Here is a 20,706-nt window from a genome sequence, read left to right on the forward strand (position 1 = left end):
TAGGTCAGGGAGCAAATAATTATGTCAATACTAAGTATTGCTTATTCAGGAATGAATGCTTTTCAAAACGCATTGAGTGTTACTGGAAATAACATTGCAAATTGCAAAACACGAGGATATTCAAGACAAAGCATTCAATTTGCTCCAAACCCATCTAGAAGTTTTGCAGGATCTTTTATTGGATCAGGCGTGGCGGTTAACAATGTATATCGTAACGTGGATCAATTTGCGAACGCTCAAGTGAGAAGTACGTTAAGTGTTAAATCCCAATATGATACTTTTTACCAACAAGCCTTGGAAATTAATAAATTACTTTCTCAAGATGGCAGCAGTCTTTCTGTATCCTTGCAGTCCTTTTTTGATTCATTAGGTCAATTAAATAATGCACCAGACAACGTAGCCTCACGCAATGTGGTGATGAGTCAAACTCAATTATTAGCAAGTCAATTTTTATTTTTGCAACAAAATCTGGATCAATATCAGGCAAACTCAACGGCGCAGATTAAAGAAATAACAAATAAAATTAATCAATTAACTTCTAGTCTTGCAGCAGTAAATGAGCAAATAACGAATTCACCGAACTCTCCTGATTTACTGGACCAACGCGATGAATTACTCAAAGAATTATCTCAGTATTCTGATTTAACTGTAGTAGAACAGGATAATGGGATGGTGGATGTAGGGATTGGTAGTGGTCAAATGTTAGTGATCGGAACAACACAAAGAGCTTTATCAGTTAGTTTTGATCCAATAACAGCGCAGGGGACTCATGTTTTATTGGATAATGGTGCGGGACAAACAGAAATAACAAATCAATTGTCCAGTGGTACTTTGGGTGGCCTATTGAGTTATGAACGAAATATTTTATCTAAAGCCAGTCAAACCATAGGACAAATGGCAATTGGTTTGGCGCAGACGTTCAATGCTCAGAATAGTTTAGGCATGGATTTAAATAACCAACTAGGGCAGAATATTTTTACTGATTACAATACCCTGGCGATGCAACTGGATCGCGCAGTTGCAGCAGCGACAAATACAGGCTCTGGAGTATTGTCAGTGAACATTTCTGACATTACGCAAACTAAAATAACTGATTATCAATTAGTTGTCACTAATGCTGGGTTGAATCAGGTAACGCTCATTCGTGATTCTGACGGCTCCGCAGTGACCTTAAATTGGACGAGCAACCCACCAGCTCCACCCGCGGGGCAAATTGTAGTTGATGGTATGACCATCGCAGTAGATAACATCGGCAATTTAGCAAATAATGATTCTTTTACAATTATGCCGACACGTGGCGCAGCGGACAAATTTGCTTTGCTAATGAATGATCCTCGTCAGTTAGCCCTCGCATCCCCCGTGCAAACCAGTGCATCCCTCAGTAATACTGGACAAGGACAAATTGCGTTAGGGCCTATTTTAAATACTACTGGAGTCACGAAACAATATACTATTGATTTTATCTCCCCCACTCAATTCAATCTGATCAATGTTACCGATGGTATTACAACGGGGCCGCTCCCTTTTGTTCCCAACACAGATAATGTGATTCAGATTCCAAATGCTACCAATCCATCTTATTCCATTACTTTATCCGGGGCACCGAATGCAGGAGATCAGTTTACTGCACAGTACAATCAGGGAGGGTATGGTGATAACCGCAATGGATTACTTCTTGCGGGAATTCAACAACAAGATATTTTTTCTAACGGCACTGAAACAATTTTTGATGTTTATTCTGATTTGCTCTCTGAGACAGGAAGCCAAACCAATGAGGCTAAAAATCGTTCTGATGCGTTTCAGGTTTTATATAAACAATCTGTGGATGATCAGGATAGTATCAGTGGAGTAAATCTTGATGAGGAAGCAGAAAACTTATTACAGTTCAAGCAAGCATATGAAGCTGCGGCAAAGTTAATGGAAATCGCCAATCAAATGATGGACTTACTCTTTCAAATAATGAGGTGATAAATGCGTATTTCAACAAATCAAATTTATCGGAATAGTATTGATAGTTTATTACTCAAGCAAGCACAGGTAGCTAAACTTCAGGAACAGCTCGATGAAAATTTTTTAAAAGTGCGTTATTCATCTGATGATCCCATTGCCTTTGCACAAATTGAGCTTATGAACCAGCGCATCAGTTTTACAGAACTTCTGCAAAAAAACCGTGAAAGTGCTGATAGTGCACTTAGTATGGAAGAATCGGTCTTAAATGATTGCACGACGAGTTTACAACGATTGCGTGATATTCAGGTTCAAGCAGGTAATGCGACTTTATCTGAAGAGGATCGCAAAGCATTAGCAATTGAGGCGACTATTATCTTGAATGAACTGGTCGATTATGCCAATACAAAAGATATTAATGATGATTATATGTTCAGTGGAGGCCAAACCTCTACATTACCTTTTTCACTGAATGCCTCAGGACAATATGTTTATAATGGTGATAGTACACAGCGTTTCCAGCTCGTTGGGGGGAGTTTTCAAATGGCCATCAATGATCCTGGAGATGGTCTTTTTATGCGCATACCTAATGGGAATGGAAGTTTTACTATTAAACAAACAGGAACTCTTAATACAGGGACTGCATCAGTAAACGCAGGTTCTGTGTCTACTCCCTCAGCTTATGTGCCTGACAATTATACTATGAGTTTTGCATTGAACTCACAAGGTAATCTTGTCGTTATGGTTAGCGGTGCAGCAAGTGGTAATGTCATTCCTCCATCAGGACTACCTGATGATGCACCTTTATATCAGGAGGGAATGACGGTAAGTTTTAACGGCATGGAAATGGTTGTTTCAGGTACACCTGCACCTGGAGACGCTTTTTTGATTACTCCCTCTCAAAATGAATCTGTTTTCGCCACAATACAGGATATGATTAATAACTTGAATCAACCTTATTCAACCGCGGCGCAAAAGGCAGCAGCAACAACTGTGAATAATCAACTACTGGCGCAATTTGATAGTGCATTAAGCACCATCTTGGATGCTCGAGCCAATTTAGGTGCTCGTTTAAATCAGTTAGAACATGCGGATGTAGCCAATACTGATTTAATTGAACAAAGTAAAATTACATTGAAGCGATTACAAGAAGTCGATCCTATAGTTGCCGCCTCTGAATTTAAACAGGAGTTATATAATTTGGAAGTCGCACAACAAAGTTTTGTGATGATACAAGGTTTATCCGTTTTCAATTTTATTTAGGTCAATTAATTAGTGTAGCAACTGTCTTGAAAGTATTTTCTAGACAGTTGCTACTTCTATTCGTGAGTCGAGGTTTGCAGCCAAAAGTGGGCTATATCGATTCGTCGTGTTATCCAAATATCCTGATACTGGGTTAAATGATCTAAAAATTGTTTTAAGATAAGGCAACGATCGGGTTTTCCGCTCAGGCGTGGATGTAAGCCTATGGTCATGATGGCAAGACGTTTTTCCTGATAAAGATAATGAAATGTATTCATTAAAGAGTCATAAAATTCTTTGGCGCATGAAAAGCCAGGCGTTGTACTGAATCGAAAATCATTGCAATCTAGAGAGTAGGGGATTATAAGATGCTTATTAATATAATAAGGCAATTCGTCAGCATAACTGTCCGAGTCATAAGTAAAACCGCCAAGCTCAAGCAATAATTCCCGAGTATTTTCACTGCGCCGACCTGTATACCAGCCTTTGGGTTTATGTCCAGTAAGTTTTTCTAACGTTTCAACACATAAAAGTATGTGTCTCTTTTCAACTCGTCTAGGAATATTGGTGTAATTTATCCAGCGCCATCCATGTCCCGCTACCTCATGATCTCGATTGGCAAGATAATCAGCAAATAAAGGATTCAATATCAATGCTTGCCCCGAAACAAAAAAAGTAAGTGGTATTTTATAGTGATCGAATAAGCGTAGAAGACGCCATATTCCTACTCGACTACCGTATTCATAAAAGGATTCTACACTGAAGTTTCTTTGTCCTTTGGCTTTGGGAGCAAATGGAAAATCTGCACCACTCGTTTCAGCGTGCGCATCGCCATTGATAGGGCTTAACTCAGCTCCCTCTTCGTAGTTAATAACAAAATTGATGGCAATCTTTGCTTTATTTGGCCAGGAGAAATTTTTGTCTTTAGGCCCATAGCCCACTAAATCCCTCATGTTTATCCTAATTCAAATGTGGTGATCCCATAAATACCCACGATAGACTGTTTTGGTACTCCTTTTAAATACATTCTTGCAGTAGCAAATACTTTACTCATCCCATATTTATTGACTAAATCAACCGCTAAGGGATTATTTTCTGGAATATCCAGATAGACAGTCTCACCATGAGCATATTCAACCAATTGTTCAAACAGTTTATCGGCGATAAAAGGGCTTTCAGCAAACAATGGACCTATTTTGTAACCCTCAAAACATTTTCTAATGACACCATAACCTTTTAATTGATCTTCTTTAATGTAACCAATCGCTAATGCCGTATTTTGTTTAATCCAAGCGGACAGGAATTTTGCTCTGGGGGCAGGAAAATAGTGGCGGTCATATTGGATTATCTGATCCCACGATACGCTTTTTAGATCAACTAGATGTGAATCGGTTTTAGGGGTTAACTTTGAGCGCTCTAATGCATAACGGGCATTATTATGGGCAAATTGATAGCCTATTCGTGAATAATTTTCGACCATGTCGAGCACACCATCAATCCCCGCATTCCTGTCTCCAATATAAGCTAAACGTGCGCGAGTTAACTCCATCCCATAACCTTGAGAACGGTATTTTTTATCGACTATATAAAAACCACAAAAAGCAAAATGTTCGTCATAAATTACAGCAGAGCCCACTGCAATAATTTGACCATTTAATTTTCCAGCGAAGAAACCCTGCGGATCTGTTTGATAAAAACACTCTGCATCATTTAAGCCTGGATTCCAACCTTCTTTTCGTGCCCATTCTACAGCGACTGAGACTTCATCACGCGTCATCCGTTCTATGCGATATTGGGACATGGTTTTTATTTTTTTCAATGGGTAATACTTAAATTAAATATTAAATTACCCATTAAAGCAAATAGGTAAGCTTCTCTTTTTATTGTGTAAATTCGAATCAACCTTTCCCTAATTGATTTTCTTCGTACCCATCTAAAAGATACTAAATGCCAAAATTTCATGTATTATGATCCTCCTTAGCCTTTTTTAAATGTAAGGAAGCATTATGAATTTCAACATTAGGAATACCCTAGGCCCCATATTTCTTATTCTTACATGCCCCGTTTTCGTCATGTTGATGTGGTATACCAACACTCAGCTTCAAGGGTCTTTATCAGCTCTTTGGGGTTTACTGATCCAAAACGGATTCATTCAAACAGTTATGACTATTTGGGGACCCTATTTCTGGGGCTCGGCACTAGCATGGAAAATTATTTTGGTTTTTACTGTTTTTGAGCTGGCTTTAATGCGGATATTGCCAGGAAAGACCTTTAATGGGCCCATTACTCCAAAAGGAAACGTGCCTGTTTATAAAGATAACGGTGTTTTGGCATTTATCGTCACTATGATGACTTTTTGTATTGCCTCTTTCGGACTCAATTTATTTTCGGCTTCCATTCTTTATGACAACCTTGGGGCTTTATTTGGCGCGCTTAATTTGTTTAGCCTTATTTTCTGTGTTTTTCTATATCTCAAGGGCCGTTTTTATCCCTCATCAACCGACTCAGGCATAACCAATAATGTTTTGTTTGACTACTATTGGGGAACTGAGCTTTATCCTCAAGTTTTAGGATGGAGCATTAAAAAATTTATTACCTGCCGTTTTGGTATGATGAGTTGGGGCTTATTTCTTATTTCCTATTGTGCAAAACAAGCCGAATTAGGGGATTTATCTAACTCCATGCTTATTTCCGTTGTATTGCAATTTGTCTATCTCAGTAAATTTTACATGTGGGAAAAGGGTTATTTACGATCCTTAGATATCATGCACGATCGTGCGGGTTTTTATATTTGTTGGGGGTGTATGGTATGGGTACCTTGTGTCTATACGTCACCAAGTATGTATCTTGTGCTTCATCCCATTCATTTATCCTATGTATGGGCAACTCTTATTTTAGGTTTAGGTTTGGCAAGTATTATTATTAATTATCTTGCTGACCAACAAAGACTTATTGCTAGGGCTACTCAAGGTGATTGTAGGGTATGGGGTAAAAAACCGGTCACTGTATTAGCTCATTATGAGACTACCGAAGGCGATAAAAAACAAACGATATTACTTGCCTCCGGATGGTGGGGGATAGCCAGACATTTCCATTATATTCCAGAACTTGCTGGTACATTTTTTTGGTCAGTGCCTGCGTTGTTTACTCATTTTGCACCCTACTTCTATCTTTGCTTTTTAACGGTTTTATTAGTTGATAGGGCGTTCCGTGATGATAAACGCTGTTCAGCCAAGTATGGAGCTGATTGGAATAAATATTGTGAACTGGTTCCCTATAAAATTGTTCCGCTTGTAGTGTGATGAAACGGAATCTCCAATTTGCTTTTCAAATCGAAGTAACCTGGGAGTCGCAACTGCGAAACCCAGGTTTAATTACAAAGTCTAAGTGATTAGTAGAGGAACTCCAAACAGAACAAATACAAGCTGATATAATAATTCACCCTTAATTTCTATCTTTTTAAACTCAAAACTATATAATGCCATTTTTTGAACTATAAGGCGGGAGTTTTCTTATGAGAAAGAAAATTAATTTAGAACACGTTGAAATTGGAAAATCCAAGAATACTTATTCTACTGGCAAAGAAGTGGTAATTTTTACCTTTGGTCAATCCTTCATGGGGGCAATTGGAAAAACTGGCTCCTATTTTTGGACCAATTCAGCTCCAGCTTATAATGAGTTTGTCGATTCTGAGGAATTCAAATCATTACATCCAGATGTGTTCATCATGTATGGCGATTCGAGTCGAACAGAATTGAGTTCAAACAAACTGAATCCGAGCGAAATTATCGCTTTGCTTCAGGAGAAATTCGATTCACCTGCTTTGGATGCAGCGTATTTAAAAGATAAAAATAAAACTTTGGATGGAACATTTTAATTTAAATTTAAAAATCTTAGCCTGAGTGAAACACGGCAAAAGCCAAGGTTCTGGTGCATAATTTGTCATCCGAAATTATTGTTTTGCTTCACTCAGGCTACAACAGATTTTCATGTGAATTCTTTGTTCCCAAAGAGGAATACCAGGGTTAAAAATTGCCAGACTAAAAATTAGGAATGGAGATATAACACGCAATTAAGATCCCCCACAGATGAACATAATCGCCCACTAATACATTCTTGAGATACCATCCAGGTAAGCCTGCATTTCTAATATCATCTTGTAAGTATTTGATTATAGGTATAAATGCTACCACAAAGAAGACCATTAAAACATGGTAAAGAAAGACCAGTTCTTGAGTGTTATGGTATAAGTATGTTTTATAGCGCATTTGCCATGGAGTGATATAGAGGATAACGAATGAAAAGAAAAAGACTTTAATGATGCTGGTAAAGTCAGTCATAAAAGGGAGTTTTTTTCGATTAAATACAATTTCTTGTTCTTCTCGATTGAGTGCATTAAAAGACAGGGATTCAACAGCCGCACTTATTAAAAAAAATACGCAATAAATATAAATGCTGGTTAACGTTAGTGAAGGCATAAGGAATACAGCTTCCTAAGATCAATGAAAAATTGTATATAATTTTATCATAATGTAGTCCATCTGTCGATTTGAAACCCCTTATATAATTCGTGAAACTAGTTCGCCAATTATTGATGTGTGTTACTTAATAGTTTAAGCGATTTGATCTATAAATCTTCAAAATTTGCTGGGAAGAGGCAAGAAAGAACAACAAAATTGGGATCGCTTCCTGTGCAAGTAAACAAAACACCTGTAGGTTTATTCGAATCTTCGGATAATAATATCTGATGGGTTAACTTCATACCACCAGCATCATGACATGCGCTGGATAAACTACTAAAAACGTTATTTATGGTCTTGATCTGCCCGGCGCTCTCATAAGCTTGTCCGCATTGAGGGGATTGTCCACTAGGCTGGGATAACGCCGTTTCCGCATAAATATTTTGATAAATGAGTATCGAGAATAGAAGTAATCCTTGAAAAAATTTCATAAAAGACCTCCCTGTTCCACCTATTTCTTTCAATTATAGAAGTGAATGAAACAATTGAGAAATGTAGCTTTCGAAAAATCATTTTAAACTGTTCAGGCTGAGGAGGCATTTATGCTTCTCAAAGCCTTAAATGAAGGCTAACACGGCTTTTGAGACAGCGCTAAAAAGTTCCCCCAGCCCGCAAGGATCGCGTCTGGGCAAGGTAAAGCTCGCTTAGACTCGCGGATAGGCGCTGCACCCAGGAACTTTTTAAGTGCTTATACTGGTGCAGCAATAATACGGTAAAACTCTTAACATTATGGGGAAACAAACTGTGAGAACTCTTCTTTTTCTTCTACAAGTTCTTCAATACCGCCGATATTTAAACGTCTTAGGTTATTAAATAATAATAAGTCTGTTGATTTTTTTGTTGATAAGGAAAACTTTGCCATCGGTCGCTTTTCTTCATCAGTAAAGGATATTTTTATATCATCCTGATCTCGCTCAATACTTGATTTTTCTATATCTTCCAAATCTATATTTCTAGCTTTTAAAAGATCGCCTAGGGAGCGATAACTATCCAAAGGAGATTTTTCTGCAGCAAAATACTTTTTTAAATCATCGCGGTTAACAAATAAAGAAGAGTATCCTATACCGATTCTTATGGCTGTTCTATGTCGATTTACCCCCATCTCTTGGCGGAAACCCTCTATGTCATTAATCTTTATTTCATGAGGTTTACTTGAAAAATCAATGTAATACAGGTGGTTAGTCCCTTCAATGAAAAAAAAGCAGTCTTTATAATGTTCAAGATCAGAGGGGAGCGCAGAAGGGGCAAAATATAATCGCGACTGATTCCTTTGAACCTCGTAGGTTAGAATGTCTTTTTTTATCTTGTTCCCTTTTTCTTTTGTGGTAGCCCACGCTATTGCTACAAAAGGCGAACAGATGAGCGTCATCGCTGCAGCGAAGAGAAGGCGAGGTAAGTTAAATAGAAGCGTGAATATGCCTACAGGGATCAACACCGGTTTTTCGGCGCCCTTGAGAGAGCGGATGAGTAAAGAAGAAATGCCGAAGTGAATGCCTAAGGTTAAATAATCGAAAATCCCAAAATGCCTTTTTTTAAAAGGATCTTGATCTTTATCTTTATAATTAGGGAATAAATGCCCGGAAAACACGATAAAGGTATCCGCCATCTTTCCCCAAAATGTTGTTCTGTAGGCTCTGGCATGGGGGTATTGTTTCGTTTCAATAAGATTTTTAAAGGGATTGAAAATACTCATAATTATCCTTGGGCTTTTAATGGCGGGGAGTATAACCAATAATAATCTTTTTAAGAAGAAGATGGGCAGATATGATGTAAATAGTTCTAAAATCGGACTTTTATGATAAATATTTGCTATGACACCATAAAAATTTGAATAATAATTTGAGAATAGGTTCAAATAATAATCTATTATTTAATTATACTAACCAATAATAATAGAATTAAATTGAACGATGCATTAATGAACACTCTTCTAGCACGTCAAAGTATCTATGATAGGGATCGGCTAGTCAAAGCATATGAATTACTTTACAGAGATGGTCACTCCACCGTTGCTCATGTAGACAATCTGGACCTGAAGGCAGGGGATGGAGCTACCTCCTCAGTGATTACCCAATTATTTACTAATTTAAATATGGAAGATGTGATTGGTAATAAACTTGCATTTATAAATTTCACTTATAATCATTTAGTCAATCAAGTTCCTAAACTGCTCCCTAAAAATCGAATTATTATTGAAGTAATTGAAAACATCCAAATCGATGATCATTTAATCCGTAGTCTGATTGATTTGAGCAAGGCAGGGTATAAAATTGCTTTGGATGACTTTATTTATACAGAACAAATTGTCCCGCTAATTCAAGTTGCAGATATTATTAAAATCGAGGTATTGCATCAAAATAAACATCAAATCCGAAAACAACTCAGCCTTTTGCAAAATTTCAAGGGTAGACTTCTTGCTGAAAAAATAGAGAATAGAAATCAATTTAATGATTGTATGGAACTCGGATTTGATTATTTTCAAGGTTTTTTCCTGAGTAAACCTGATCCATTAAGAGGGCAAGCCATTACTGAAAATAGAGCACATTTAATAAGATTATTTGGAGAATTGAACGATCCTGCAGTGGCTATTGAACATATTGAAAACCTTATCTTGCAAATTCCAAAACTCAGTTATCGTATTTTACGGTTAGTCAATTCCGTTGCTTTGTATCATGGAAAAAAGATTGAATCCATATTAGATGCAATTAAACTACTGGGAATTGTTTGTATCCGAAACTGGATGGGACTTTTGATGCTATCAAGTATTAATGATGTGGAACTGGATTTACTTGAGCGCACTTTAATCCGAGCTAAAATGTGTGAAAATCTTGCTAACATTCAATGCAAATCAGATTCGCATTTAGCCTATACTGTTGGTATTTTATCCACTTTGGATGCAATTCTTCATGAACCCATGGAGTCTTTATTAGCAAAGATCCAACTCAGCACCCAACTCAATAATGCAATCCTTTATTTCGAGGGTGAGTTAGGGAATATTTTAAGAATTGTAATGGATTATGAAATTGCCCATTTTAAACAATTAGAGTCTGCTTCGGTTGATAAGACTCTATTGATGCGTGCTTATCTTGATAGTGTTAAATATGCAATCAAAACGATTCACTTAATTAAATAGTTTATTTATTTATAATGAGCTTAACTAGGTCAGGGAATGCTCTATAATTCAACTCTTTTTTTGTTTTTACATCAGTTGATTGAATCCTGGATGCCTCGGACAAGCCGAGGCACGTAGGTGGTGAGGGATCTCAAGGGAGCTTGAGAGTGTAAGGCAGCAAGTTATTTTAGTTTATTTTCAATTCGTCTGTCTGGAATGAACCAAAGCATTGCAACGATTACATAAAGCATTTGGGCAATCCACGCATATACATAAGCAAGAGGAATTGCAAGTACATAGAGTACGATGGAAATATTTCCTTTTAAGTCATTCCCAATTGCTCGAGCCACCAGTGATTCCTTACCTTCATGCGAGATCAGGGTATGAACCAGGATGGAGTAAGAAATAGCAGCCATTAACAGGACAATGCCATAAAACGATGTTGGTGTGGCGGTAAAATGGTTTTCTCCCATCCATCCTGTGGCAAAAGGAAATAAGGAAATCCAAAATAAAAGATTCAAGTTTGCCCAAAGAACTTTTCCTGAAATACTTTTGGCAGCGGTAAATAAATGGTGGTGGTTATTCCAGTAAATACCAATATAAATAAAACTCAGTATGTAACTGGAGAAAATTGGAATGAGCGGTCGAAGGCTAGTAAAATTATCACCATGTGGGATTTTAATTTCTAATACCATAATAGTGATAAAGATCGCCAGCATACCATCACTAAATGCTTCTAATCGTGTTGTTCTCATCCTTTCTTCCTAATTGATTAGTTCGACCAATCGTATTTCCAAAAAAAAAAGAATTAATTCTTATCGTCCTAAGATATCTATAAATTAAATTGTAGAACAGTACTCTTTACTAGGCTAACTCATGGAAAGATTTTCGATTTCAGAACTGCTTTAGAAGGCTATTTTCTATATCTAATAAAAACAATAAGTTGTTTAGGAGTTCAATTTTTCCCACCATCTTTTTCGATACATTTTGTATTAGATCTATTGACGCTGACCTAAAAATATGCAAAATAGATATTTTATCTGCACTTATTCTGATGTAGCATCTAAGGTAATTTATTATGAGTTCAAGTTGTAAACATGCCAAAATTTCATTGTTTAGTGCAACAGCGCTTTCTGCTACGGCCATGGTTGGATCAGGATGGCTTTTTAGCGCTCAATTAAACGCTAAGATTGCGGGGAATTATTCATTTCTTGCATGGATTTTAGCGGCATTATTGGTGATGGCAGTGGGACTATGCCTGGCACAAGTTGCCTCAATTTTCCCGGTCCGTGGTGCAACAGCACGGTCGAGTGCCTTATCACATAATAGTATTTTTGGTATGCCTTTTGCATTTGCCAACTGGTTTGGACTCATGGTAACGATTGGTACAGAAGCTCAGGCAACCACACAATATTTGGCTGCCACTATTAAAAGCGATACCTTGATGGTGGCAAATAGCCTGACGATTTATGGCAAATTATTTGCGCTCGGGATCTTAGTTATTTATTTATTCATTAATTACTTTGGTATTAAATTATTAACCAAGATTAATAATACAATTACGGTAGTAAAAATTCTCAGCCCGATTTTTACAATTATGATCTTTTTGATCATGCGTTTTGACACGAGCAACTTTAGCTTAGATACCAACACACAATATGGCATTGGTTCAGCAATTACTGCAATTATTTCAGCTGGACTCATCTATTCGTACAACGGATTCCAATTGGCCGTAGCTTTTGCAAGTGAGATGGAGAACCCCAAGAGGAACATTCCTTTATCAATCGTTCTCTCAATTGTCATCGTTATGTTTGTTTATATGTTGCTTCAATTATCCTTTATGGGGGCAGTTCCTCATGACATGTTAGCCGGAGGTTGGAGTAGTCTGAATTTTCATTCACCTTTAATTAATTTAGCCATGTTGATGGGCGTGCACTTTTTAGCGATGCTCCTCATTGCTGATAGTATTGTGAGTCCATCAGGCACTGGATACTCTTATCTAGGTGGTGCATCCCGGATGTTTTATGCCATGGCTAAAGAGGGACAAATGCCTAGCCGTTCGATTACTAAATTACACCCTAAATACAATCTGTGCCGTCGTTCCTTGCTCATTAATTTTACCTTAACTGCAATTTTTCTCTGGAACTCAGATAGTTGGGCCTCACTCATGGTGATTGTTACTGGTTATCATTTAATTGGGTATATGGCTGCACCGATTAGCATGGGAGCTATCAAACCCAACACCAGGATATTTGGCTTAATCGTTTTTTGCATTCTTGGCGTCATGATGAGTACTTTGCCAGCAAATGATTTTCTAAAGATGAATTTATCGATTTTAATTTTAATGGTAATTTATGGCGGAATTCAGGTTACACGGCGTATGAAGGCAAGCACCTTACTTGTATTAACAACACCTTTTCTGACCTATTTGTGGTTAATTTATTTTTACCAAAATCCTTATTATATCCTTCTGATATCTGCTCTATTTTATTTATTAATTACCCACAAAGAATACGTCAGATTATGTAAGGAAACTCAATTTACCACAGCAGATGCTGAAATGGTTACGTCTGTCGCTGTGAGTCAAGGCCAACAAGCTTAAAAAGAATAGCCCGTCTAATACGGGCTTTTATCTTTAACCTCTATTCGACCATTTCATTCTTTCTTCACTTAAAAATACATATACTGATGCATTAAGATGTTATGCTAGTGTCCTGATTAGTTAATGTATTTAATGAGAAGGGCGGATGAAAATTAATTCTACAGTGCTTACTTCGAAACGTTTTATTACATTCGGAGCTTTATTAGCAATGATTGCTACCATTCTCGGCGCATTTGCTGCACATGGTTTGAAGACACAGCTTAGTGATGTGCAGATGGATGTTTTTAAAACAGGAGTTTTCTATCAGATGATACATAGTTTGGCTTTATTATTTGATGGGATGCTTCTTATGCAATTTACTAACCGATTGATACAAATTTCAGGATGGCTATTTCTCGCAGGCATTTTTTTCTTTTCAGGAAGCTTATATGTAATGAGTTTGTTGACAGTAAGAGCCGTTGGCCTTGTCACTCCGATTGGTGGTCTGTTCTTTATTTTTGGTTGGTTTTTATTAGCTATTGGAATACATAAAGCTTAGGCATTGAAAGAATTAGCGGCTAATTCGATGATAAAATCAAACCCATACATCATGGTTTACAAGGAGAGTATATGAATAATCGGGGTTTTTTTATAATTTTGGTTGCGACCCTATTCATGCCAAATTTGGCTTATTCAAAATTGATTTGGAAAGAAACCTATCTTCCAATGAATACTGCGAATGGCCCAGTAAAACTTGAAGCCTTGCTGGTCTTTTCAGATGATAAGCTCAAACATCCATTAGCCCTTATTAGCCATGGCTCACCCCGAAATCCGCAGGATCGCCCTAATATGACGGCACTCTCTTATTTACCCATAGCTTACGAGTTTGCACGTCGTGGTTATTCTGTTGCCGTGGTTTTACGAAGGGGTTATGGTAGCTCGGGAGGCGGGTGGGCTGAAGGTTTAGGTTCATGTAAAAATCCTAATTATATGAAAGCAGCCCAATCAGCAGTAGAAGACTTGCATGCATCGGTAGATTATTTAGGCACACTAAAACAATTTGATACCAGCAAATTCATTGCTGTAGGCGTTTCAGCTGGAGGTTTTGCTTCCATTGCACTCAGCGCAGTGAATCCTCCACCAGGATTAAAAGCAGTCATCAATTTTGCAGGTGGACGTGGTTCATCATCTGATAATAAGGTATGCAATGAGAATGCCCTTATTTCAACATTTGTCCAATTTGGCAAAACATCAAAAGTTCCTACATTATGGATCTATGCGAAAAACGATCATTTTTTTAATCCGCTGCTGGCGAAAAAGCTATTTACTGCATTTACTGGGGCTGGTGGAAATGCGGTCTTTATTCAAGCAAATTCATTTGGCAAGGAAGGGCACTTTTTATTTTCAAAAGCTGGAATTCCACAATGGGCACCTATGGTAGATCACTTTTTAAAACGTAATCAATTAATCCTAGTTAATACACCACTTGTAGTACCGGTTTCTTCTTTAAAAACACCAAATTTATTATCAAATAGTGCAAAAAAAGCTTTTTTAACCTATAAAATTGCTCCACCTCATAAAGCGTTTGCTGTTTCGGAAAGCAGGTCTTACGGCTGGCGATCAGGTCAGCCCACCAAAGAGATAGCGGAACAAAAAGCCTTAAAGATATGTAGCCAATTTAGCCTAAGCGAATGCAAAATAATTGCCGTTGATGAGAAAAGCATGGATTAATGTAAGGGAAATAGTGAAAATTTAAAAACTTATTTCTGAAATAATGTAAAAATTCCAGCATTTTTCCACCTGCATAGCTCCTGCTTTCGATGCCTTTCAATTTAGAAAATAAACCTTGGTATGTGCTATAAATTAACAATAAGCTCATTTTATGTTGATTAATAAACATGTCCCCCTTGCCACAAGAGGTTTTAATAGAAAAAGCGAGTAAATGGCAAAGCCGTTTTAGAGGTGATACGGCCAGTTTTAATAAAGAAATATCCAACGAAGGCGTTTGTTTGGGGTTAAGTGTTTGGCGTTTGTATTGCACCCTAACTGGAAAATATCAGGAATATGAAAAGCTCTTAAAACTTATTTATGATTCGGATCCACTTGCAGAATATATTAGTCCTGAACTTCATCAGGCTTATGACACGTTTATTCAAAATACTCTGTGGCTGCATCGCTTGTTAGCAGTTGAAACAGGCACAGTACAAGATCGAATGGAAGGCGTTTTAGAGGCTTTATTTAAACGAAAAGGAGAACCTTTCCCTTTAACTTATCATCAACAATTTGCAGGCATTATCACCGTTGAAGAACTCAAAGCAACGCTTGCAACTTATTTAAAAATCGACCCAAGCCAACAACAGGGCGTAGGATTTACTTTGAGTTGCCACAAACACTCCATATCAATCACCCGAGTTGGAAACCGAATTGAAGTGATCGACCCTGCTTATGGGGAACTATGGAGCATTGAAATACCTCAAAAAGAAACTCCTGACGCGAATGCAGCAGCACTTTCGTCAGCAATAAATAAAATGTTTGACGAAGTAATTCATGGTGCTTTGCACTTTGATGAAGCAAAATTTCAGGGCACTTATCATGGCATTCGCATGCATGTGTATTCTCGATTACATGACCCAAATCCTGAGGTAGTACCAACTATCTATCCTTCTAAAACAGAAACAATCACTTCAATTTATGAAAAAAGAAAAGATACTCTTGAGCAGCAAGATAAAGCCACAAAGCTAGATGCACTAGCTTATGCGGTACAAAACGGGGATAGAGAATTAGTGGCATATCTCGAGAGAACTCTGGGAGCGGTCAAACTTGAAGCGAGCAAAGGGCAGGCATTTAAAACGGCTGTCTCCTCAGGACAGCATGAATATGTACTACGTTACTATAAAAAAGAGTACGTTGATCAAAAAGTACTGATTCATGCATTCTCCAGTGGCGATAAACAAATAATCGATTGTCTTCTTGAAAAAGGCCACCGCTTGGGAAAAGCTGCATTTAACTATGCCCTTGCGGACGCGACTCGTTTAGACCAAGGCTATACGTTTAATTTTCTTTTAGAATACTATAATAAATATCACAAAGAGCAGCCTGATTTAACGAATCCCACCGAATTAATCTATTCCGGTACGTTGCATAAAATCTCTGTCCCATTATTAAATATCGCAGCGCAAAACAATAGTGTCGAAGTGATTCGCATGTTACTCGCACGAAATGCGAATTTATCATTAACCGATGATTTAGGTCGGAATGGCTTGCATTATCTTTCTCTTCATCAACCCGAACTTTTTGTTGCGATTGCGTCTCGTAATCCTGCCTTACTTCTTGCACAGGATAAAAACGGCGAGCGTCCTATTCATCGCTTGTATCAAGGGGGAGGTGCGTTAAGTGAAAAAATTTATCCTTTACTCATCAAGGAGGGACAATGGTACGAAGCCTATATTTTAGCATTAAAGAATAACCACCAACGGATAATCAATCAGTGTCGCGAACATATGACTTTTGCCGACATGCTCAAACAGGAGAGCAACACTAAAAACAATCGATTCGTTTCGCTTTGTGAAGTAGACACAGTGGATGGTGAGCGAGGGCTTCCTTTAATGCAGGTACTAGAGGGCATCAATTATGCGGAACAAACTCAAGACACGCTGCATAATATTTATTTGCTTGCCTTGAAACAGAATCATACAGACCTAATAAAGTCGGTACTTCAAGTTGCGGCTCTCGACCCTAATGTACTCTTTAAAGCAAGTTCTATCGTTTCTTTGAGTCCTTGGAATGTATTGTCTCAAAAGCCAGAACTATTTGAGCTTGTTGCAAAAAAAGTAGATATCAAAAAGTTAGATCAAGAACAGTTAGTCGAATACTTTTTGCTTGCTTTACATCATAAAAATAGCGATCTGTGTAAAGCCATTGCTGGCCGTATTATTGATAAAAGTGATCTTTTACTCAAAAGTCCTCCCAGCCATACTGATCCCTTCATCTACTTTAAACAAGATGAAGCGGCTTATAATCAACTCATAAGCGCTTTAAGTTTGGATGGTTTGAAGCCCGCAGCGTTACATCAAGCGTATACATTAGCATTACTGCATAATAAGCACGATATTTATCAAAAATGCATCAATAAATTAAAAGGAGATTCTGGCTTCCTCGAACGTACAGATGATCTTGATTTATGTTATCAAAGAGCAAATAACGCCTTATTTAAGGAGTTATTTTTAATAAAAAGAGTGAATGAAGAATGGTGTAAAAAGACATTTATCAAATCACTCCATGAGAATAACTATGAGGTGGCAGGAGCAATCTTACAAAAATTTCCTCAATTTGTAGGAGCCGAAATTGATACCATTAACGGAACAGCACAATATCCTCTGTGGGTTGCAATTCACCAGGAAAATAGAGCTCGCTGCCAATTTTTACTGGCTCATAATGCAAATCCGTTCATCAAGAGACTCGGTTGTACATTAATGCAAGAGGGACAAAGACGTGGGGCATTAAAGGAACTCTTTGTCTCTTATGATACACAGGTTAAAAGCATGAAAAGTCAATGTTCCGAGGCGCTTGAACAATTAATAGACTATAAAAAATGGAAACTCACAAAGAAATATGGGCTTTTTGGAGATTATACCAATGCAATTATTTTGAAAGTAGGGGATAAATCTATTCCCATTCCCAGGGAATTAAATGAAATGGTACAGAAGGTGTTGGGGATCCTAAATGCAGATAAAGAACCCAGTATTTCAGTATTAAGAGAACAAATCGATGGATTAAGTAAGGGAATTCATTCAATACCTGCTAAGGTATTACCTATGGATTTAAAAGCTAAATTAATCGATACGCTTACCTACCACCTCACATTTCCATTAGCGACTCCTTCATCTAAAGAATCACAGGGGGAAATGAGATTAAGTGGTGATAAGCAAGATGATGCGGCGATAAGTTTATCAAGGTAGATCAGGACTCATATCTAATGCAAAATTCTATAGTGAGGAATATTTTGTAACATGGCAACTTAGTAGGTCTTAATAAAACCTTAAGGTTGTTTGTATAAAATATGAACTCAATATTCAGTAGTTAATCAACTCGAGCGTTAACGTCATTAAGGATGCAATGTGAATAAAATTATGACCCTCTCTCTTTTCATTATCATAGGATTGTTTTGTTCACAATCCAATGCGTCGCAAAAAACATTTAAATTGAGTCCCAATGAAACGAAGCTACTTGCTAATAATACGCTTTGGACACTCAATGCGACTTGTGTTGTTCAATGTAGCCATCCAAATAACAGTAAAATTAAAATTAACGTGATCAAAAATAGTGGTACGATCAATGGGAAAAAATTGTCCACAGGACAGGGGACATTAGTTAGGGTAAAGAATCACAGCAGTGTTTCGGTGAGTGCGGAATCGGGTACCCAAATCAATCTTATCAATTTAGGCTCAGAGGAATTACAAGCCGTTTGTTCTATATAAGCCAATAATCGTAGCCCGTATTAACGCAGCGTAATACGGGGATAAAAATCAAATTTTCAATAACCAAAAATATTATATTTATTTGTATCATCTTTTGATGATAAGGCTCTACCCCCTTCATTTTAGTTTCTCATATTACGCTGCGCTAATACGGCTATAAGACTAAGGTAGTGCGAAGATAAAAATAACTGCCCTCAAATAATTTTCCATTCTGCTGATAAAAATATGAACTATATTTAAAACAGAAGCTGTATTGTCTAAGAGCATTGTATGAGCCAAGAAAAAATCAATAGTGAAATATCGCGTAGAGAACAATTTCATCAAAAAATTGCTCAGCATTTAGGACCAGAATGGACTGCTAATAGCAATGGAGTTACCAGTAAAACTGAGACCATTAATGATCCTAATAGGCTTAATATTTTATATGGAGCAGCTACCAGGACAGATAACGAATATATCAAGATGGTGAAAGAGGAAAATACAAAAATTGCCGCAAAATTAAATGAATTGATGAAAGAGGAGCAAATCATTTGGCATGCTGACGCGTTTCAAGTTTCTTGCACGCATCAGCAAGAGATAACTGAAGATAAATATCTTAGATCAGATAGAGAAGAAAGCGGTATATATAACTTTAAATGTTCTATTAGAAATTATGGAATTAATGTGGAACCATTTATCTGGTAGGAACAAACTCGAAGGCGAGAATTTGGAGGAGTTCAAGGTAAAGTTAATATCGATGCATATTTTATGGGTGGAAAAGATCTTGAAGACGTAAGTGCACAAATAGATAAAGCATTAGTTGCAAAAAATGCTCAACAATTTACTTCGAAATCCGATAAAGTAGTACCTCAGAAAAAGGGCGACGGTACTTCTTTGGATAAAAATTGTCCAGTCACTCAACATAAAGAATGTTTAAATGCTCTAAAGCAAGATAAAATTAAAAAAGACTTGTGTGAAAACCCGTGTATTGAAATAGCAAGATTTTGTAACAAATATCCTAAGGTAGATGGCTTACAACAAATGAATGTCATAATTACAGGCATGGCGTGGAACTCGGAAGATGCAAATAAAACGTTAGCAAAACTAATCGAGGTAGCTCAGTGGAAGAAGTCAGATTCTGGAGTTATGAAAGGATTTCATGAATTCCGTGGCAGAGATCCTAAGGTAGAGACCTTTTATCAAAAACTTGCAGCCCTTGATCCTGATGATATAGAGCAAGTTGAAAAATTTAGGAAGGATTTGGACTATAAAATCAATGAAGACATTTTTACAAAAATAAGAGAATTTCAAAAAAATTATCCTGATGTTGATGGCTTACAACAAATGAACGGCATAATAACGGGCTTTGAAAGTGGCTCTGTAAGTGCAAATGAAACGTTAACAAAACTAATCGAGTTAGCCCAGAGTAAGAAGTCAGATTCTGGAGTTATGAAAGCATTTCATGAACTCCGTGGCAGAGATTCTAAGGTAGAGGAGTTTTATCAAAGACTTGCGACCCTTGATCCTCAGAACGAAGAGAATGTGAGCGATTTTTTAGAATTTCTTGATGAGAAGCAATCTCAAAAACTTAATATGTAACATCAATATTGATCGCAAGAACCGGTGTAAACATATCTCCCTTAGAACACATCCTAATATGGAATAAAAATCCAAGGTTCAGTCCTTTATAAAGATAAATGCAATCGAATTCCTAAACTATTCATTAATTAGCTTTTGACGGATTTTACTTCTCTATCACCTAATCAAACAAATGAATTCCAATAGTACGCTGCGCTAATATACTAATGGCTCATATTTACTACTTTTATCCACCCTTCTTTTGAAGAA

At 37.2% G+C, this 20,706-nt stretch carries 18 protein-coding genes; 12 read left to right on the forward strand and 6 right to left on the reverse strand.

Annotated features, from left to right (window positions below):
- Positions 1–21 precede the first annotated feature (21 nt).
- Positions 22–1,968, forward strand: a complete 1,947-nt coding sequence (gene flgK / locus ACF8MK_RS12755; protein WP_392536974.1) for a flagellar hook-associated protein FlgK — start codon at positions 22–24, stop codon at positions 1,966–1,968.
- Between the two features lie 3 nt (positions 1,969–1,971).
- Complete coding sequence (gene flgL / locus ACF8MK_RS12760; protein WP_392536975.1) at positions 1,972–3,210, forward strand: flagellar hook-associated protein FlgL; 1,239 nt, start codon at positions 1,972–1,974, stop codon at positions 3,208–3,210.
- 56 nt (positions 3,211–3,266) lie between these two features.
- On the opposite strand, the gene ACF8MK_RS12765 is transcribed toward flgL, so the two are convergent.
- Positions 3,267–4,142, reverse strand: a complete 876-nt coding sequence (locus ACF8MK_RS12765; protein WP_392536976.1) for a polysaccharide deacetylase family protein — start codon at positions 4,140–4,142, stop codon at positions 3,267–3,269.
- Positions 4,143–4,144: 2 nt separating this feature from the next.
- Positions 4,145–4,990 (reverse strand): GNAT family N-acetyltransferase, encoded by an 846-nt coding sequence (locus ACF8MK_RS12770; RefSeq protein WP_392538963.1) that lies wholly within the window; start codon positions 4,988–4,990, stop codon positions 4,145–4,147.
- 205 nt (positions 4,991–5,195) lie between these two features.
- On the opposite strand from ACF8MK_RS12770, the gene ACF8MK_RS12775 reads away from it, so the two are divergent.
- Complete coding sequence (locus tag ACF8MK_RS12775; protein WP_392536977.1) at positions 5,196–6,491, forward strand: 7-dehydrocholesterol reductase; 1,296 nt, start codon at positions 5,196–5,198, stop codon at positions 6,489–6,491.
- Positions 6,492–6,703: 212 nt separating this feature from the next.
- Entirely contained in the window at positions 6,704–7,066 is a 363-nt protein-coding gene (locus tag ACF8MK_RS12780; RefSeq protein ID WP_392536978.1) for a hypothetical protein, read from the forward strand.
- Between the two features lie 163 nt (positions 7,067–7,229).
- On the opposite strand, the gene ACF8MK_RS12785 is transcribed toward ACF8MK_RS12780, so the two are convergent.
- The 3 genes from ACF8MK_RS12785 to ACF8MK_RS12795 all read right to left on the reverse strand — a co-directional run bounded on the left by ACF8MK_RS12785 (position 7,230) and on the right by ACF8MK_RS12795 (position 9,564).
- Positions 7,230–7,667 carry a hypothetical protein gene (locus tag ACF8MK_RS12785; RefSeq protein ID WP_392536979.1) on the reverse strand — a complete coding sequence of 146 codons (438 nt, stop codon included), beginning with the start codon at positions 7,665–7,667 and terminating at the stop codon, positions 7,230–7,232.
- Between the two features lie 149 nt (positions 7,668–7,816).
- Complete coding sequence (locus ACF8MK_RS12790) at positions 7,817–8,140, reverse strand: hypothetical protein (RefSeq protein ID WP_392536980.1); 324 nt, start codon at positions 8,138–8,140, stop codon at positions 7,817–7,819.
- Positions 8,141–8,436: 296 nt separating this feature from the next.
- The gene (locus tag ACF8MK_RS12795; RefSeq protein WP_392536981.1) at positions 8,437–9,564 is read right to left on the reverse strand and encodes a hypothetical protein; all 1,128 of its coding nucleotides are present in this window, start codon (positions 9,562–9,564) and stop codon (positions 8,437–8,439) included.
- Between the two features lie 63 nt (positions 9,565–9,627).
- On the opposite strand from ACF8MK_RS12795, the gene ACF8MK_RS12800 reads away from it, so the two are divergent.
- A complete protein-coding gene (locus ACF8MK_RS12800; protein ID WP_392536982.1) occupies positions 9,628–10,842 on the forward strand; it encodes an EAL and HDOD domain-containing protein in 1,215 nt (404 codons plus the stop codon).
- Between the two features lie 161 nt (positions 10,843–11,003).
- On the opposite strand, the gene ACF8MK_RS12805 is transcribed toward ACF8MK_RS12800, so the two are convergent.
- Positions 11,004–11,576 (reverse strand): TMEM175 family protein, encoded by a 573-nt coding sequence (locus ACF8MK_RS12805; protein ID WP_392536983.1) that lies wholly within the window; start codon positions 11,574–11,576, stop codon positions 11,004–11,006.
- A gap of 323 nt (positions 11,577–11,899) precedes the next feature.
- Between ACF8MK_RS12805 and ACF8MK_RS12810 the strand changes: the two genes are divergently transcribed.
- From ACF8MK_RS12810 to ACF8MK_RS12840, 7 genes are all read left to right on the forward strand, one after another.
- The gene (locus ACF8MK_RS12810) at positions 11,900–13,423 is read left to right on the forward strand and encodes an APC family permease (RefSeq protein WP_392536984.1); all 1,524 of its coding nucleotides are present in this window, start codon (positions 11,900–11,902) and stop codon (positions 13,421–13,423) included.
- Positions 13,424–13,568: 145 nt separating this feature from the next.
- Entirely contained in the window at positions 13,569–13,961 is a 393-nt protein-coding gene (locus ACF8MK_RS12815; protein ID WP_392536985.1) for a DUF423 domain-containing protein, read from the forward strand.
- 71 nt (positions 13,962–14,032) lie between these two features.
- Positions 14,033–15,133: a serine aminopeptidase domain-containing protein gene (locus ACF8MK_RS12820; RefSeq protein WP_392536986.1), complete on the forward strand. Its 1,101-nt coding sequence runs from the start codon at positions 14,033–14,035 to the stop codon at positions 15,131–15,133.
- Between the two features lie 167 nt (positions 15,134–15,300).
- Entirely contained in the window at positions 15,301–18,360 is a 3,060-nt protein-coding gene (locus ACF8MK_RS12825; protein WP_392536987.1) for a hypothetical protein, read from the forward strand.
- Between the two features lie 159 nt (positions 18,361–18,519).
- Complete coding sequence (locus ACF8MK_RS12830; RefSeq protein ID WP_392536988.1) at positions 18,520–18,879, forward strand: hypothetical protein; 360 nt, start codon at positions 18,520–18,522, stop codon at positions 18,877–18,879.
- A 270-nt stretch (positions 18,880–19,149) separates the two neighbouring features.
- Positions 19,150–19,563 carry a hypothetical protein gene (locus ACF8MK_RS12835; RefSeq protein ID WP_392536989.1) on the forward strand — a complete coding sequence of 138 codons (414 nt, stop codon included), beginning with the start codon at positions 19,150–19,152 and terminating at the stop codon, positions 19,561–19,563.
- A gap of 63 nt (positions 19,564–19,626) precedes the next feature.
- Positions 19,627–20,457, forward strand: coding sequence for a hypothetical protein (locus ACF8MK_RS12840; RefSeq protein WP_392536990.1), 831 nt, complete (start codon positions 19,627–19,629; stop codon positions 20,455–20,457).
- The last annotated feature ends 249 nt before the right edge of the window (positions 20,458–20,706 follow it).

The organism is Legionella sp. 227 (assembly GCF_043161935.1).
Classification (GTDB): Bacteria; Pseudomonadota; Gammaproteobacteria; order Legionellales; family Legionellaceae; genus Legionella; species Legionella sheltonii.

Bases quoted from the DNA above. Each gene is read 5' to 3' on its own strand.
- flgK (WP_392536974.1), top strand. From the start codon at position 22: ATGTCAATACTAAGTATTGCTTATTCAGGAATGAATGCTTTTCAAAAC.
- flgL (WP_392536975.1), top strand. From the start codon at position 1,972: ATGCGTATTTCAACAAATCAAATTTATCGGAATAGTATTGATAGTTTA.
- ACF8MK_RS12765 (WP_392536976.1), bottom strand. From the start codon at position 4,142: ATGAGGGATTTAGTGGGCTATGGGCCTAAAGACAAAAATTTCTCCTGG.
- ACF8MK_RS12770 (WP_392538963.1), bottom strand. From the start codon at position 4,990: ATGTCCCAATATCGCATAGAACGGATGACGCGTGATGAAGTCTCAGTC.
- ACF8MK_RS12775 (WP_392536977.1), top strand. From the start codon at position 5,196: ATGAATTTCAACATTAGGAATACCCTAGGCCCCATATTTCTTATTCTT.
- ACF8MK_RS12780 (WP_392536978.1), top strand. From the start codon at position 6,704: ATGAGAAAGAAAATTAATTTAGAACACGTTGAAATTGGAAAATCCAAG.
- ACF8MK_RS12785 (WP_392536979.1), bottom strand. From the start codon at position 7,667: ATGCCTTCACTAACGTTAACCAGCATTTATATTTATTGCGTATTTTTT.
- ACF8MK_RS12790 (WP_392536980.1), bottom strand. From the start codon at position 8,140: ATGAAATTTTTTCAAGGATTACTTCTATTCTCGATACTCATTTATCAA.
- ACF8MK_RS12800 (WP_392536982.1), top strand. From the start codon at position 9,628: ATGAACACTCTTCTAGCACGTCAAAGTATCTATGATAGGGATCGGCTA.
- ACF8MK_RS12805 (WP_392536983.1), bottom strand. From the start codon at position 11,576: ATGAGAACAACACGATTAGAAGCATTTAGTGATGGTATGCTGGCGATC.
- ACF8MK_RS12810 (WP_392536984.1), top strand. From the start codon at position 11,900: ATGAGTTCAAGTTGTAAACATGCCAAAATTTCATTGTTTAGTGCAACA.
- ACF8MK_RS12815 (WP_392536985.1), top strand. From the start codon at position 13,569: ATGAAAATTAATTCTACAGTGCTTACTTCGAAACGTTTTATTACATTC.
- ACF8MK_RS12820 (WP_392536986.1), top strand. From the start codon at position 14,033: ATGAATAATCGGGGTTTTTTTATAATTTTGGTTGCGACCCTATTCATG.
- ACF8MK_RS12825 (WP_392536987.1), top strand. From the start codon at position 15,301: ATGTCCCCCTTGCCACAAGAGGTTTTAATAGAAAAAGCGAGTAAATGG.
- ACF8MK_RS12835 (WP_392536989.1), top strand. From the start codon at position 19,150: ATGAGCCAAGAAAAAATCAATAGTGAAATATCGCGTAGAGAACAATTT.
- ACF8MK_RS12840 (WP_392536990.1), top strand. From the start codon at position 19,627: ATGGGTGGAAAAGATCTTGAAGACGTAAGTGCACAAATAGATAAAGCA.